Annotated in this window: 12 protein-coding genes; 9 read left to right on the top strand and 3 right to left on the bottom strand. The window is 43.0% G+C overall.

Translation table 11 applies throughout. The features are described from left to right. Nucleotides 1-12: 12 nt before the first annotated feature. Complete coding sequence (bshB2, locus tag NSQ16_RS10600; protein ID WP_003231215.1) at nucleotides 13-678, top strand: bacillithiol biosynthesis deacetylase BshB2; 666 nt, start codon at nucleotides 13-15, stop codon at nucleotides 676-678. 25 nt (nucleotides 679-703) lie between these two features. On the opposite strand, the gene rsbRC is transcribed toward bshB2, so the two are convergent. Together rsbRC and NSQ16_RS10590 are read right to left on the bottom strand one after the other, a co-directional pair. Next, on the bottom strand, nucleotides 704-1552 hold the full coding sequence (gene rsbRC / locus NSQ16_RS10595; protein ID WP_085187497.1) for an RsbT co-antagonist RsbRC: 849 nt from the start codon (nucleotides 1550-1552) through the stop codon (nucleotides 704-706). 15 nt (nucleotides 1553-1567) lie between these two features. Beyond that, entirely contained in the window at nucleotides 1568-2926 is a 1359-nt protein-coding gene (locus tag NSQ16_RS10590; RefSeq protein ID WP_003231218.1) for an MATE family efflux transporter, read from the bottom strand. Between the two features lie 265 nt (nucleotides 2927-3191). Between NSQ16_RS10590 and cdaS the strand changes: the two genes are divergently transcribed. From cdaS to odhB, 8 genes are all read left to right on the top strand, one after another. Further along, the gene (cdaS, locus tag NSQ16_RS10585) at nucleotides 3192-3815 is read left to right on the top strand and encodes a cyclic di-AMP synthase CdaS (protein ID WP_010886531.1); all 624 of its coding nucleotides are present in this window, start codon (nucleotides 3192-3194) and stop codon (nucleotides 3813-3815) included. Between the two features lie 235 nt (nucleotides 3816-4050). Then, nucleotides 4051-5268 (top strand): macrolide family glycosyltransferase, encoded by a 1218-nt coding sequence (locus NSQ16_RS10580; RefSeq protein WP_004399256.1) that lies wholly within the window; start codon nucleotides 4051-4053, stop codon nucleotides 5266-5268. A gap of 370 nt (nucleotides 5269-5638) precedes the next feature. Next, nucleotides 5639-6883: a D-gamma-glutamyl-meso-diaminopimelic acid endopeptidase CwlS gene (gene cwlS / locus NSQ16_RS10575; RefSeq protein WP_004399265.1), complete on the top strand. Its 1245-nt coding sequence runs from the start codon at nucleotides 5639-5641 to the stop codon at nucleotides 6881-6883. A gap of 92 nt (nucleotides 6884-6975) precedes the next feature. Further along, complete coding sequence (locus NSQ16_RS10570) at nucleotides 6976-7566, top strand: superoxide dismutase family protein (protein WP_015251895.1); 591 nt, start codon at nucleotides 6976-6978, stop codon at nucleotides 7564-7566. Nucleotides 7567-7629: 63 nt separating this feature from the next. Continuing rightward, a complete protein-coding gene (locus NSQ16_RS10565; RefSeq protein WP_010886530.1) occupies nucleotides 7630-8544 on the top strand; it encodes a MoxR family ATPase in 915 nt (304 codons plus the stop codon). Between the two features lie 10 nt (nucleotides 8545-8554). Continuing rightward, on the top strand, nucleotides 8555-10471 hold the full coding sequence (locus NSQ16_RS10560; protein WP_088326282.1) for a nitric oxide reductase activation protein NorD: 1917 nt from the start codon (nucleotides 8555-8557) through the stop codon (nucleotides 10469-10471). Nucleotides 10472-10699: 228 nt separating this feature from the next. Beyond that, the gene (gene sucA / locus NSQ16_RS10555) at nucleotides 10700-13534 is read left to right on the top strand and encodes a 2-oxoglutarate dehydrogenase E1 component (protein WP_015483337.1); all 2835 of its coding nucleotides are present in this window, start codon (nucleotides 10700-10702) and stop codon (nucleotides 13532-13534) included. A 15-nt stretch (nucleotides 13535-13549) separates the two neighbouring features. Beyond that, nucleotides 13550-14803, top strand: coding sequence for a 2-oxoglutarate dehydrogenase complex dihydrolipoyllysine-residue succinyltransferase (gene odhB, locus NSQ16_RS10550; protein WP_088326278.1), 1254 nt, complete (start codon nucleotides 13550-13552; stop codon nucleotides 14801-14803). A 49-nt stretch (nucleotides 14804-14852) separates the two neighbouring features. Here the strand turns inward: odhB and NSQ16_RS10545 are convergent, their stop codons facing one another. After that, nucleotides 14853-15818 (bottom strand): bile acid:sodium symporter family protein, encoded by a 966-nt coding sequence (locus NSQ16_RS10545; RefSeq protein WP_327836935.1) that lies wholly within the window; start codon nucleotides 15816-15818, stop codon nucleotides 14853-14855. Nucleotides 15819-15841: the final 23 nt, after the last annotated feature.

Raw genomic sequence — 15841 nt, 5'->3', positions numbered from 1 at the left:
GGGTGAATAATAATGAAAGAACATGTACTAGTAATCCTGCCTCACCCTGATGATGAATCATATGGAGTGGCAGGCCTCATTGCCTTAAACAGAAAAAAAGACATTCCCGTTACGTATGCCTGCGCCACTTTAGGTGAAATGGGCAGAAATATGGGCGATCCATTTTTCGCGAATCGGGAAACGTTGCCGCTATTAAGAAAACAAGAGCTCATCAATGCCTGCAAAGAAATGGATATCAATGACCTTCGTATGCTTGGACTCCGTGACAAAACGCTCGAATTTGAAGATGATGAGTATTTAGCTGATATCATGGAAGAGATCATAGATGATGTAAAACCAAGTTTAATTGTCACATTTTATCCCGGACACGGTGTGCACCCTGACCATGATGCATGCGGGGAAGCGGTTATCCGTGCATTATACCGCAAAAAGAAAGAAGACCGTCCGCGTACAATCTGCATGGCCATTACCCGCAACAGAGAAGAGGTTCTCGGCGAAGCTGATGTCGTGCTTGATATCAAAGAAGTAGCTGATATTAAAATGAATGCGTTAAGAGCTCACCGCACACAAACAGAAGGCATGCTCAGAGAGCTTGAAGAGAAATTGAAAAATAATGAACCTGTTATGGCAACATGGTTTGAAGAAGAAATATATTGGACGTATCAATGGAATGATTAATCAAAAAGGTATAAGGCCTTAAGCCTTATACCTTTTTTAATTTTAAGTCCGATGCAATTGCTGAAGCGAGAGTGGATCTCAAGGAAATACCTTCGAAAGACAAACCTAGCTGAACCGCTGTTTGCGCGATTTCCGGACGGATTCCAGACAAAGTTGAAGAAACACCGATTAAACGAAGCGCCTCAATCAGACTGAACAGCTGATGGGCAACCATCGTATCAATCACAGCTACTCCTGACAAATCAATATACAGTTGTGTCACCTTTTTTTTCGCACATTGATGCAGTGTGTTTTCCATAATCAGCTTGGCGCGGACTGTATCAATATCTCCGATTAAAGGCAGCAGTCCGACGCTGTGAAACAGCACGATGACCGGAGCGCTCAATTCAGTAATCATATCTTTTTGGGCCTGAAGCTGAAGGCTTGTGTTTTTGTACATTTCTTCTATAAAAATATGAATCACAAGATCAAACGCTTTTATAAGGGCGTGATACAGGTCTTCGGCTTCTTCGCTTTTCACAGTATCCTGATTGAGATGGACAAATTCTTTCACATAAGAAACATATAAATCTCTCACTCTGACAAACTCCCGAATAATATAGTGGATAGGAGTTTTTAAATGCTCTTGATCCTGTGTGACTTCAAAGGCCCATTCTTTCAGTATAGGCAAGTATATGTCCTCATCATCTATAAAAATACGGTTTATTTTATAGTTAAAGGCAAGATTCTGGCTCTTTAAATTGTGAATGACAACAGGGTCTGTTGAGGCATAAATGGAATTGGGATCAGTCTCCTCGATTGTTTCATACCATGTTGAACTGATGGTTTCCGCATGCTGGGAAAGATACTCGAATAATTTTTTGTTTTTTGCCATGATTGATCACCTCTTTTAAATATGTTGTTTTTGCGAATAACGTTTTTGCAGTTTTGCCAGCCTGAAAAACAGCCCAACTGCTCCGGCGGCGAGTCCCGCTATTAATCCAATCCAATAGCCGAATGCACCGAGGCTTGTAAACGTACCGACCATATAACCGACCGGAAGGCCAATGACCCAGTAAGAGACAAAAGCGGCCGCAAGCGTATAGTTCACATCTTTGTACCCTCTGAGTGCTCCCTGGATCGGTGCGGCAACAGCATCGGAAAGCTGAAAAAATAGCGCATAAATTAAAAAGTGCTGTGTCAGCCGGAGCACATCGGGGTCAGAAGTGTACATGCCCGCAATTTGCTCTCTGAATAAAAGGATACAGGCGGCAGTGAACAAAGAAAAGCCGATCGCCATCATGATGCCGATTAAGCTATATGAGCGTGCATCCTTAAAACGGGCTGCACCCGCTTCAAATCCGACAACAATTGTTAGAGCCATGGACACGCTAAGCGGCAGCATATATAAAAGAGACGCAAAATTCATGGCTGCCTGGTGGGACGCGATGGTCACTGTATGAAAATGGCTCATTAGAAGCGTGACAGCTGCGAAAATGCTCGTTTCAAAAAACACGGCGAACCCAATAGGCAGCCCGATTTTGAGCAAATTTTTGCATGCTTTCCAAGAGAACTTATACATGGTAAGAAAAATCCCGTATTCAGAAAACGGTGCGTTTTTATGAATAATGAAAAAACTGATGATGCAGATACACCAGTAAGTTAACGCGGATGCCAGTCCCGCGCCTACACCTCCAAGTGCCGGCATTCCGAACTTCCCGAAGATAAATACATAATTCAATACAAAATTGATTGGAAGAGAACTGAGTGTAATCATCATGGTGACTCTCGTTTTTCCTAATGAGTCGATGAATGATCTCAACACGGTGTAAACAAATAAAGGGAAAATTCCCAGTGATAAAAAGCCTAAAAAGTGTTTAGCAATCTGATGCACGTGAATATCAAGGTTCAATCGGCCAAGAATAAGGTCAACTGCAGCATATCCAATCACTAAAACGGCGATGCTAAGAAGCGCGGCTACGTATACAGCTTGTAAAACAGTAAAGGGAATCTTCTGTTTTTTCTCTGCACCTAATAACTGAGCGACAATCGGGGTGACCGCCATTAATATACCTGCAAGTCCTGTGTAAACAGGGGTCCAAAGGCTTGAGCCAATGGCGACACCAGCTAAATCAGCGGGGCTGACTTTCCCTGACATCACAGTATCTAGAAAAGTGATCAGAGAAAGCCCCGCTTGGGTAATGAATATCGGTATTAAAATGTGCAAGAGCTGTTTGATTTTTTCCCGGGCGTTTTGAGTTTCTTTCATACATTGATCTCCGTTTCTTTTTCATAACGAGAGAAATTATAACATTTTATGTATAAAAAGCAATGAACGCCGGGCCTATTCTTTTTTTGTCGGTTTCGTTTTTCTAAACATTTGGGCATAAATAAAAGAAAGCGAAATCACGCCTAAAAAGGTGCAAATATACTGAATGATTCTTTCGATTTCCATTCTTTACATCCCTCCTTTACCAATAGAATGTGCATCAATAAGATAAGCATTCGTGAAAAGTTGGAAATTTGAACAGGAGATGAAGGCTATGCGCTATGAGCAGATATCAGAAAATGCGTTCAAGGGGAAAATACAGGTGTACTTAGAGCAAATATTAGGTGATGCATCTCTAATCTTGAAAACGCTTCACGAAAAAGACCAGTGTCTCCTTTGTGAATTAGATGATTTGGGGCACGTTTTTCAGGACATGCAGGGGATTGCATCCTCCTTTTATTTGCAATCATACATTGAGGAATTTACGCCGGCATTTATTGAGCTGGCCAAGGCGATTAAAGCCTTATCGGAACATAAGCATGGAGCTTTAATTGTGATTGAAAGAGCAGACCCGGTTGAACGTTTTATTCAAAAAGGCACCTCCCTACACGCCGAGATCAGCTCTTCATTAATTGAAAGCATCTTTTTTCCCGGAAACCCTCTTCATGACGGCGCTTTATTAGTGAGGGAAAACAAACTCGTGTCAGCAGCCAATGTGCTCCCGCTGACGACGAAGGAAGTGGATATCCATTTGGGAACCCGGCACCGGGCGGCTCTCGGTATGTCGGGCTATACGGATGCACTGGTGCTCGTGGTTTCAGAGGAAACAGGGAAGATGTCGTTTGCCAAAGACGGTGTATTATATCCGTTAATTTCACCAAGAACGTAAAAATAATAAAAAGGGCCTGATTAAGAATCCTATCATGAGACAAAATGACTGAATTCGTATCTTTATTAAAGCATTCGCTTCAAGCTGAATGCTTTTTGTCTTGAAGACAGGAAATATAAACTGGTAGAAAAGTTATATGTAATGAATATTAATTAAGTGAAATACTTTACCTGTTTATGTATTTATAGTACCGTATAAAATATTACATAAATTTTCAAAGGAAGGGTGCTGTCGCATGGCTAATGTATTAATGATCGGTTTTCCCGGTGAAGGGCATATTAATCCCTCTATCGGTGTGATGAAGGAGCTGAAATCCCGGGGAGAAAACATTACGTACTACGCAGTGAAGGAATATAAAGAAAAAATCACAGCTCTTGATATAGAGTTTCGTGAGTATCATGATTTCAGAGGAGATTACTTCGGGAAAAACGCAACCGGCGATGAAGAAAGAGATTTCACAGAAATGCTCTGCGCTTTTTTGAAAGCCTGTAAGGATATCGCGACTCATATTTATGAGGAAGTTAAACATGAATCGTATGATTATGTCATATATGATCACCATCTTCTCGCGGGTAAAGTCATTGCCAACATGCTGAAGCTGCCAAGATTTTCATTGTGTACAACCTTTGCGATGAATGAGGAATTTGCGAAGGAAATGATGGGAGCGTACATGAAAGGATCACTTGAAGATTCGCCTCATTATGAATCATACCAGCAGCTTGCAGAAACGTTAAATGCTGATTTTCAAGCAGAGATCAAGAAGCCATTTGATGTTTTTTTAGCTGATGGTGACTTGACAATCGTCTTTACATCAAGGGGATTTCAGCCACTGGCTGAGCAATTTGGCGAGCGATATGTATTTGTCGGTCCTTCCATTACAGAAAGAGCCGGAAACAATGATTTCCCATTTGATCAGATTGACAATGAAAACGTGCTGTTTATTTCAATGGGAACCATTTTTAATAATCAAAAGCAGTTTTTTAATCAATGCCTTGAAGTGTGTAAGGACTTTGACGGTAAAGTTGTGCTTTCCATCGGCAAGCATATTAAAACAAGTGAGTTAAACGACATTCCGGAGAATTTCATTGTACGCCCGTATGTCCCTCAGCTTGAGATCTTGAAAAGAGCCAGCTTATTTGTGACACACGGCGGAATGAACAGCACAAGTGAAGGTTTGTATTTTGAAACCCCGCTCGTTGTCATTCCGATGGGAGGCGACCAATTTGTTGTCGCAGATCAGGTAGAAAAAGTCGGCGCAGGAAAAGTAATTAAAAAGGAAGAATTGTCTGAAAGCCTACTGAAAGAGACGATACAAGAAGTAATGAATAATCGTTCGTATGCTGAAAAGGCAAAAGAAATTGGACAATCACTGAAAGCGGCAGGCGGCTCTAAAAAAGCAGCCGACAGCATTCTTGAAGCTGTAAAACAAAAAACTCAATCAGCAAATGCATAGTGTAAAAGCCTGTTCTTATCGAAAGAACAGGCTTTTTGCCATTTCATAAGAGGGATTTGACACGCCGATAGAGAATTGATTAGAAAAATAGACAAGAAAGGAGGAGAAACTGCTTCGTTCATCGATAGAAAACCATCATTTTTACCCTCACTTAAATAGTTCCTTAGACTTTCGAAAAACATATCGTGCTTATGTAAAATGTTAGATGTTTATTTGAAGGTTTAAAGGTCGAACGATGCTGAAAATGCTGCGCCAAATGTTTGAAAAGGGTTTAACTTGCTGAAAAATTGACGATAAAACAGTTGTGTGCCATTTTTGGAAACAAAATACTAGCTGTTTTTACAAAAAAACAGTTTAGGAGGTTGAATGAATGAAAAAGAAGATTGTAGCCGGCTTGGCTGTTTCTGCAGTTGTTGGGTCGTCGATGGCCGCAGCACCCGCGGAAGCAAAAACGATAAAAGTAAAAAGCGGTGACTCTCTTTGGAAACTTTCCCGCCAGTATGATACGACAATATCAGCTCTGAAATCCGAAAACAAATTGAAATCAACGGTGCTTTATGTCGGACAAAGCCTTAAGGTTCCTGAAAGCAGCAAAAAAAGCACGACATCCCCATCTAACTCAAGCAAAACATCAACATACACAGTTGCATATGGTGATTCCCTATGGATGATTGCTAAAAATCATAAAATGAGTGTTTCTGAGCTTAAAAGCTTAAACAGCCTGAGCAGTGACCTGATTCGTCCGGGGCAAAAGCTTAAGATCAAAGGGACAAGCAGTTCAAGCGGATCAAATGGATCAAAGAAAAACAGCGGTTCCAATTCTTCAGGTTCTTCAAAAAGTACATATACGGTCAAGCTTGGTGACTCACTGTGGAAAATCGCAAACAGCTTAAATATGACTGTAGCCGAATTAAAAACCTTAAATGGCTTAACATCAGATACACTTTATCCTAAACAGGTGCTCAAAATAAAAGGAAGCAGTTCACCTAAGAACGGAAACAGCGGTTCCAAAAAGCCGTCAAACTCCAATCCCTCAAAAACAACGACGTACAAGGTAAAAGCAGGCGATTCACTGTGGAAAATTGCAAATCGGCTCGGAGTCACTGTCCAAAGCATCCGTGATAAAAACAATTTATCATCGGATGTGCTGCAAATCGGGCAGGTTCTGACTATTTCGGGAGCATCAAAATCTAATCCTTCAAATCCGACAAAGCCAACAAAGCCAAAAGATAACTCAGGGTCAAACATTCAAATAGGTTCGAAGATTGACAGAATGATAACGGAAGCGAAAAAATATGTCGGAGTGCCTTACCGATGGGGCGGAAACACGCCTGCCGGTTTTGATTGCAGCGGCTTCATTTATTACCTCATTAATAATGTATCATCTATATCAAGATTGAGTACGGCAGGGTATTGGAATGTCATGCAGAAAGTCAGCCAGCCGTCAGTAGGAGACTTTGTCTTCTTTACCACATATAAATCCGGCCCGTCTCACATGGGGATTTATCTAGGCGGCGGTGATTTTATTCATGCAAGCTCATCGGGCGTCGACATTTCCAATCTCAGCAATTCGTATTGGAAACAGCGGTACTTGGGCGCAAGAAGTTATTTTTAAAAATGAGTATGACAAAAAGCCTTTTATAGGCTTTTTTGTTTATACCAGACAATGATTGACCACACTGTTAGAAAAAACAAGGGGGAGACAGTATGTACCGTCTCTTGCTGTTGATGATGCTGACGGCACTGGGAGTTGCCGGATGCGGACAAAAAAAACCTCCAGACCCTCCTAACCGGGTGCCGGAAAAAAAAGTGGTTGAAACGTCAGCGTTTGGTCATCATGTCCAGTTGGTCAATCGTGAAGGGAAAGCAGTCGGCTTTATAGAGATCAAAGAATCAGATGATGAAGGCCTCGATATTCATATTTCCGCAAACAGCCTGCGTCCAGGTGCTTCTCTCGGTTTTCATATTTATGAGAAAGGTTCTTGTGTCAGGCCGGATTTTGAATCAGCGGGCGGTCCCTTTAATCCACTGAACAAAGAACACGGCTTCAATAATCCGATGGGGCATCATGCCGGAGATCTGCCGAACCTTGAAGTCGGTGCTGATGGAAAGGTAGATGTCATAATGAATGCGCCTGACACTTCACTGAAAAAAGGAAGTAAACTAAATATTCTCGACGAGGACGGAAGTGCATTTATTATTCATGAACAAGCGGACGATTATCTGACAAACCCAAGCGGCAATTCCGGTGCGCGTATTGTCTGCGGAGCCCTTTTGGGAAATAACGAGAAGCAGTAATATCATCCAAGCCCTTTTGTATTGAGCATACAGGGGCTTTTTTAGTATACTCGTTAATGGAATATGAATAGGAAAGGGAATCTGTCTATGACAACTCAACTACAGCACTTAACATTGCCGGAAGATATACAACAAAAGCTTTTATCATATAAAGAGCAGCCTATTTCCCCGGAGTTTCAATCGCTTATAGGAACATCAGGCTATGAGGCGGAGGATGAAGCCATTCTATTTGACGCCATTATTGCATTAGCCATGGGGAAAAATGTCCTGCTGAAAGGGCCTACAGGTTCAGGAAAAACAAAGTTGGCAGAAACATTGTCCAGCTATTTTCATAAACCGATGCACAGCGTCAACTGTTCAGTCGACTTGGATGCTGAGGCATTGGTCGGTTATAAAACGATTGAAAATCAATCTGGCCAGGCGACAATCGAGTTTGTTTCAGGACCTGTTACAAAGGCAATGAAGGAAGGCCATTTTCTTTATATAGATGAAATCAATATGGCGAAGCCGGAAACACTGCCTATTTTAAACGGTGTATTAGATTACAGAAAAATGATGACAAATCCGTTTACAGGCGAGGTCATACGGGCTAAAAGCGGTTTCGGAGTCATTGCAGCCATCAATGAAGGCTATGTCGGAACTGTTCCTCTGAATGAAGCGTTGAAAAACCGTTTTGTCATCATTGATGTGCCTTATATTAAAGGCGAGCTGCTGAAACAAGTGCTCATGTCTCAGTCAGCCCTGAAAGACGAGAAATTGATTGACAGATTTATCACGCTTTCCTCTGACTTGATCGTTCAGGCCAATAACGGACAGGTGTCTGAAGAAGCGGCATCCATCAGAGCTTTAATCGATACATGTGATTTAGCTGCTTATATTCCGCCGCGTCGTGCCATTGAGCGGGGAATTGTAGAAAAGCTTGATGATGATCGGGAAAAAGCGGCCGTCCGAAATATTGCAGAAACTCTATTTGAATGAGGGGGCTGCGATGAAATTTATCAAATTTAACGACAGCACGATTGATTCATTTTTATTTATGATGCTGACTGATTTGGCCAAAACACTCACCAAGAGTGAAGCGGTAGAAGTGGAGTATGGCGTTCAGTCCTATTACAATCCATTTGAAAAGAAAATCTATATGAGCCACTTTTGGAAAGACAGGGCAGCTGAGGACATGGAAGCGGGTCTGAAAAGCGACGTCTACCTGCGTTCAGTCGGAACAAGATATAGCTCGCTGCATGAGTTTGCGAACTTTTTGAATGATATCCATCGTCATCTCACCTTTAAAAGTTTTGCCAAGCAGCTCTTTATGCTGCTTGAAGACATTAGGATCGAAGAATGCATCAAACGTGAGCGTCCGGGTACGAAACATGTATTTGCGAAGCGAAAAGACATGTACAGAAAACATTTCTCAACCCAGCTGACCTTAAATTTGGAACGAAGCATTTTTACCGATGCGCTCTTTTGCGCGATCTATGTCAAGCTCACAGCGGAATCGCCGCTCGAGACCCTTCCATCCATGCGTGAAGATATCGATCTGATGCGCCCGTTTATTGAGCAGCAGCTCTTGCGTGTGTATGAAGCAGATTCGACACGGCAGGTTCTGAAAATTGTTGAGGACCTCATGGACGGACTTGAAGAGGTGCTCGATAAAGACATGTTGAACACCTACTTCTTTTTGCCTGAGCTTGACTACGCAAAAGCTGCAGAACAGCCTTTATTTGAAGAAGAGAAAAAAGCGCCGAAGCTGAGTGATGACGTCACGCTTCCAAAACAATCAGACGGTGATGAGGATATCCATGAAGAAGAAATGCCGACATGGCACAGGGAAACAGAAGCACCGTCTAAAAGCTTCCTTCAATTTGATATTGAACACGGCGCAAAATCAGATTTAGGAAAAGATGCTTCAAGGGAAGGCGACGATGGAGATCAGGCCCTTGGCTCTGTTCAAGGATCAGCCAGACAAACGAAACGGAAAGACTATTCCAAGCTGGAAGCGCTGGAGTCTCAAAAAGACCAGCCGAACGGAGCGGGTATGGCTGACGGCAAAGAAAATAAATATGCATTTCCAATTTATAAAGAACCGCAGCCGGCAACCAGTGAAGAAGAGCTTTCTTATAAACAGCAGGCAAAAACGATTGAATCGTATCAAAAGCGTTTGAAACAAATGATTCAAAAAACGCTTGAACATAAAAAAACATTGCCGAGAACAGACCTTCATGCCGGGAGACTGAACAATAAGCTTCTTCGCTACTTCACTGAGCGAAATCCGCGCCTGTTCTACAAAAAGCAAGAACCATCTTCAGAAATCGATGCAGTTTTTACATTGCTGGTCGATTGTTCAGCCAGCATGTTCGACAAAATGGACGAAACAAAACGAGGAATCGTGCTGTTTCACGAAGCGCTGAAATCGGTAGCGGTTCCGCATCAGATTGTCGGGTTCTGGGAGGACACAAATGATGCAACCGAAACAAGCCAGCCAAACTATTTCAATACGGTTATTCCCTTCCAATCATCATTAAGACAAGAGTCTGGACCGGCCATTATGCAGCTTGAGCCAGAAGAAGATAACCGTGACGGGTACGCAATTAGGCAGATGACGAAAAAAATGCTGCATCGCAGCGAGGCGCAAAAGTTCTTAATTGTTTTCTCAGATGGAGAGCCGGCCGCATTTGGCTACGAACAAAATGGGATCGTCGATACAAGTGAGGCGGTTATCGAAGCCCGAAAAAGAGGAATAGAAGTGATAAATGTTTTTCTCTCCAACTCAGAAATAGAAGAATCGCAAATGAAGACGATTCAGGATATGTACGGAAAATTCAGTATATTTGTCCCGGATGTTGATCAGCTACCGGATGTTTTGTATCCGCTGCTGAAAAAACTGCTTCATAAAAGCATAGGATAGCCCTTAATCCTATGCTTTTTGGCGTTTGTTTTTTCGAATGATTAAATTTTTTGTTTTTTATAAAGGTTTTTTACTATTTTGTGAACAATCAAGGTAGAATCAAATTGCAAACAGTGGTAAAATATCGTTGGAAGCGTTTTTATTACATAATTTTGGACACAGCGTTCGAAAGTTATTTCAAGATAGTGAATCAATCACTTGATTATTTAAGTTGGGGGTAATATTCAAATGTTTCAAAATAGTATGAAACAACGAATGAATTGGGAAGATTTTTACGGTCCGAACCTCGGCTATGCGCTGGAGCTTTACGATCAGTATACCCAGGATCCGAACAGCATTGACCCGGATTTGAAGGAAATGTTCGACGAGCTCGGTGCTCCGCCAAGCGATATAAAAGAGGCCTCGGGAACAAAAGAAAAGGGACGTGTTACAGCCGATCTGATTCAAAAGATCGCATCCGCAGTCAGACTTGCAGAAGATATTCGAACCTATGGCCATTTGAACGCTTCCGTCAATCCGCTCAGAAAGGATGAGAAAAAGAGCGAACTTTTTCCATTATCCGATTACGGGCTAACAGAAGAGGAAATAAAAGCAATACCTGCGTCTGTCATCTGCAAAGACGCTCCTAAAAACATTACGAACGGTTTAGAAGCCATTCAGTATTTACGAAATACGTATAAAAGAACCATCTCTTTTGAATTTGACCATGTGCATGACTTCAAAGAGCGCGAGTGGCTGACAAGAAAGATTGAATCTGGCGAGCTGTTCCAGAAGAACTCAGCTGAAAAGCTGTCAGCTGTGCTGGAAAGATTGACAGAAGTAGAGGGCTTTGAGCAGTTTTTACACCGCACATTCGTCGGGCAGAAGCGCTTTTCCATTGAGGGTCTGGACGCTCTTGTTCCAGTGCTTGATGACATTATTGCACAATCTGTCAAATCAGGTACGACAAGCGTCAACATCGGGATGGCGCACAGGGGACGCCTGAATGTCTTGGCACATGTGCTCGGCAAACCGTATGAAATCATCTTCTCTGAATTCCAGCATGCGCCGAATAAAGATCTTGTCCCGTCTGAGGGATCCATTGGAATCAGCTACGGATGGACAGGGGATGTCAAATACCATTTGGGGGCGAATCGGGAGCTTCAAGACGCTGAAACAAAATCAGCGCGCATTACGTTAGCGAACAACCCGAGCCACTTGGAATTTATCAATCCGATTGTTGAAGGCAGCACTAGAGCGGCACAGGAAACGCGGACACAAAGCGGATACCCGGTACAAGATGAAACAAAATCGCTGGCCATTTTAATCCATGGAGACGCTGCATTCCCTGGGGAAGGAATTGTAGCTGAAACATTGAATTTAAGCTCTTTAAAAGGGTATCAAGTAGGCGGTGCGATTCATATTATCGCCAATAACATGATCGGATTCACAACAGAAAGCGCTGAATCCAGATCGACAAAATATGCCAGCGACCTGGCCAAGGGTTATGAAATTCCGATTGTTCACGTGAATGCGGACGATCCTGAAGCTTGTCTTTCAGCTGTTAAGTTTGCGGTCGAATACCGAAAAACATTCAACAAGGATTTTCTGATTGATTTGATCGGGTATAGACGCTATGGACACAACGAAATGGATGAACCGTCAACCACTCAGCCAATGCTGTATGATGCTGTCAGAAAGCATCCGACCGTCAAACAAATTTTCGCTGAAAAGCTGGTAAAAGAAGGCGTGCTTACCGAGGAAGTCGTTCAAAACATCGAAAAATCGGTAACGAAGCGCATTGAGGATGCATATCAGAAAGTCCCGTCTAAAAAGGAACACACTGCCTGTGAAATTGAACTTCCAGAGCCTGTATCAAACGGTTTCCCAGATGTGGACACTTCGATTGATTTTGATGTGCTCCGCAAGCTGAATGGCGAATTGATCAACTGGCCGGAGTCATTTAATGTTTTCGGCAAGCTAAAACGCATTTTAGAAAGACGCGCCAAGGCGTTCGATGATGACAGAAAAGTGGAATGGTCTTTGGCAGAATCACTCGCGTTTGCTTCAATTTTGAAAGACGGAACACCGATTCGTTTAACAGGACAGGATTCCGAGCGCGGAACGTTCGCCCAAAGAAACCTTGTGCTTCATGACAGTGAGACGGGCAAAGAATTTGTGCCGCTTCATCACTTATCTGACTGCAGCACATCATTTGCTGTTCATAACAGCCCGCTGTCTGAAGGATCGGTTCTCGGTTTTGAATACGGCTATAACGTGCATTCACCGGAAACGCTTGTTTTGTGGGAAGCACAGTACGGAGATTTTGCCAACGCAGCTCAAGTGTATTTTGACCAATTTATTTCTGCCGGACGCGCGAAATGGGGCCAAAAATCCGGATTAGTCATGCTGCTTCCGCACGGTTACGAGGGACAGGGGCCTGAGCACTCAAGCGGAAGAATCGAGCGATTCCTGCAGCTTGCAGCGGAAAACAACTGGACGGTTGCCAACCTGACAAGCGCGGCACAGTATTTCCATATTTTAAGAAGACAGGCTAAAATGCTGCTTCGTGAAGAAATCAGACCGCTCGTCATTATGACGCCGAAGAGCCTTCTTCGCAACCCAAATACGGTGTCGGAAGTGCAGGAGCTCAGCGAAAGCCGCTTCCAGCCTGTTTATGAACAGTCGGGACTTTCTCATGACTATGAAAAAGTAACCAGACTTGTATTATCCAGCGGTAAAGTGTCTATAGACATTAGCGATCATTTTAATAAGTTAGAAGACGGTAAAGAGTGGCTTCACATTGCGAGAATCGAACAGCTGTATCCATTCCCGGCAAAAGGAGTCAAAGAATTATTTGCAAAACTTCCGAACCTGAAAGAAATCGTTTGGGTGCAGGAAGAGCCGCAGAACATGGGGGCTTGGGGTTATATCAGCCCGTATTTGACTGAGATTGCACCAGAGGGAGTAAGCGTTCAATATATTGGACGAAGAAGACGATCCAGCCCTGCAGAGGGAGATCCGACAGTTCATAAAAAAGAACAGGAACGTATTGTATCTGATAGCTTGACTCGCAAAAACTAAGGGGGAAATGAAAAAATGGCGGAAATTAAGGTACCTGAATTAGCAGAATCAATCTCAGAAGGAACAATAGCCCAATGGTTAAAGCAGCCTGGTGACTATGTAGAACAGGGTGAATATCTGCTTGAACTAGAAACGGATAAAGTGAATGTTGAATTGACAGCAGAAGAATCGGGTGTACTTCAAGAGGTATTGAAAGATTCGGGTGATACCGTCCAGGTCGGAGAAATTATCGGTACGATTTCAGAAGGCGCGGGTGAAAGTTCTGCCCCTGCTCCTACAGAGAAAGCAGAAAGCAAGGAAAGCGTGAAAGAAGAGAAACAGGCTGAACCAGCTGCACAAGAGGTGAGCGAGGAAACACAATCTGAAGCAAAATCAAGAACGATCGCTTCTCCGTCGGCCCGTAAGCTGGCGAGAGAAAAAGGAATTGACCTGTCTCAAGTTCCAACTGGAGATCCGCTTGGAAGAGTGCGCAAGCAGGATGTCGAAGCGTACGAAAAACCGGCATCAAAACCGGCTCCTCAGCAAAAGCAGCAGCCTCAGGCTCAAAAAGCACAGCAAAGCTTTGAAAAACCTGTTGAAGTGCAAAAAATGTCACGCCGCAGACAAACGATTGCAAAGCGCCTTGTAGAGGTACAGCAAACATCAGCAATGCTGACCACATTTAATGAAGTGGACATGACGGCTGTCATGAATCTCAGAAAACGCCGCAAAGATCAATTCTTTGAGCAAAATGAAGTGAAGCTCGGCTTTATGTCTTTCTTCACGAAAGCAGTCGTGGCTGCATTGAAAAAATATCCGCTGTTGAATGCAGAAATTCAAGGTGATGAGTTGATCGTTAAAAAATTCTACGATATCGGAATCGCTGTTGCTGCTGATGAAGGCCTTGTCGTTCCGGTTGTGCGGGATGCGGATCGCCTGACATTTGCAGGAATCGAAAAAGAGATCGGCGAGCTTGCGAAAAAAGCAAGAAACAATAAATTAACCCTTAGCGAGCTTCAGGGAGGCTCCTTCACGATTACCAACGGAGGGACTTTCGGTTCACTGATGTCAACTCCGATCTTAAACAGCCCTCAAGTCGGTATACTGGGCATGCATAAGATTCAACTGCGCCCTGTAGCCATTGATGAAGAGCGTTTCGAAAACCGTCCGATGATGTATATCGCTTTATCTTATGATCACCGAATTGTAGACGGTAAAGAAGCGGTTGGTTTCCTCGTGACAATCAAAAATTTACTGGAAGATCCTGAACAGCTTTTATTAGAAGGATAATAAAAAAGGGTACATCACGATAAAGTGATGTACCTTTTTTGATGCATATTTAAAGTGATAGATTGCTGCTTTTGGATCCAGCTTGTTTCTTTTTCACTTTTTTTGACCAATATGTTGCAAGCATAGAACCTGAAAGGTTATGCCACACACTGAATATTGCGCTTGGTACGGCAGATAGCGGTGAGAAATGAGCCGTGGCAAGTGCAGCCCCAAGTCCGGAGTTTTGCATGCCGACTTCGATTGCAATCGCTTTTTGAGACGGGTAATCCATTTTTAAAAGTTTTGCACAAAGAAACCCAAGTAAATAACCGATACCGTTATGCAGGATAACAACTGAAAAAATGAGCAACCCCGATTGAAGCAGATTTTCCCGATTGCCGCTGACGACAGCTGAGACAATCGCAACGATGCCAATGACAGAAACAAGCGGAAGGGCATGTACGGCTTTTGCTACTTGTTTTCTGAAAAACATTTTGACAATCAAACCTGCAATGATCGGAAATAAAACCGCCTGTAAGATTGAGATAAACAAAGACCCCGGTGAGACAGGAAGCCATTCTTTGGCAAACAGCATAATCAACAACGGTGTTACAACAGGTGCCAATAAGGTAGAAATTGTCGTAACCGCAACAGAAAGGGCAGTATTTCCTTTTGCTAAGAATGTCATAACATTAGATGCAGTTCCCCCGGGACAGCAGCCGACAAGAATAACACCAACTGCGATTTGAGCTGGAAGATGAAGCCCAAATGCGAGGCCGAAAGCAACGAGCGGCATGATCGTATACTGGGCTATTACTCCAATAATAACTTGCCAAGGCTTTCTGACCAGCTCTTTGAAATCATCGGCTTGCAGTGTAAGGCCCATCCCAAACATGATAATGCCAAGAAAAATCGTAATATAAGAACTGATCCACGTAAATAAAGATGGGAAAGAAAATCCCAGCACTGCAAAAACAATGACCCATATGCCAAAGGTTTGTCCTGCAAAATGACTTATTTTTCTAATGATGTCCATAAAAACACTCCTAACACACTTAT

The organism is Bacillus sp. PS108, assembly GCF_037963335.1.
Taxonomy (GTDB): Bacteria; Bacillota; Bacilli; order Bacillales; family Bacillaceae; genus Bacillus; species Bacillus subtilis.
The sequence above is the reverse complement of the archived record's forward strand: the minus strand, read 5'-3'. Positions and strand labels throughout refer to the sequence as shown.

Bases quoted from the DNA above. Each gene is read 5' to 3' on its own strand.
- NSQ16_RS10590 (WP_003231218.1), bottom strand. From the start codon at position 2,926: ATGAAAGAAACTCAAAACGCCCGGGAAAAAATCAAACAGCTCTTGCAC.
- cwlS (WP_004399265.1), top strand. From the start codon at position 5,639: ATGAAAAAGAAGATTGTAGCCGGCTTGGCTGTTTCTGCAGTTGTTGGG.
- NSQ16_RS10545 (WP_327836935.1), bottom strand. From the start codon at position 15,818: ATGGACATCATTAGAAAAATAAGTCATTTTGCAGGACAAACCTTTGGC.
- NSQ16_RS10565 (WP_010886530.1), top strand. From the start codon at position 7,630: ATGAATAGGAAAGGGAATCTGTCTATGACAACTCAACTACAGCACTTA.
- cdaS (WP_010886531.1), top strand. From the start codon at position 3,192: ATGAAGGCTATGCGCTATGAGCAGATATCAGAAAATGCGTTCAAGGGG.
- rsbRC (WP_085187497.1), bottom strand. From the start codon at position 1,552: ATGGCAAAAAACAAAAAATTATTCGAGTATCTTTCCCAGCATGCGGAA.
- odhB (WP_088326278.1), top strand. From the start codon at position 13,550: ATGGCGGAAATTAAGGTACCTGAATTAGCAGAATCAATCTCAGAAGGA.
- bshB2 (WP_003231215.1), top strand. From the start codon at position 13: ATGAAAGAACATGTACTAGTAATCCTGCCTCACCCTGATGATGAATCA.
- NSQ16_RS10560 (WP_088326282.1), top strand. From the start codon at position 8,555: ATGAAATTTATCAAATTTAACGACAGCACGATTGATTCATTTTTATTT.
- sucA (WP_015483337.1), top strand. From the start codon at position 10,700: ATGTTTCAAAATAGTATGAAACAACGAATGAATTGGGAAGATTTTTAC.
- NSQ16_RS10580 (WP_004399256.1), top strand. From the start codon at position 4,051: ATGGCTAATGTATTAATGATCGGTTTTCCCGGTGAAGGGCATATTAAT.
- NSQ16_RS10570 (WP_015251895.1), top strand. From the start codon at position 6,976: ATGTACCGTCTCTTGCTGTTGATGATGCTGACGGCACTGGGAGTTGCC.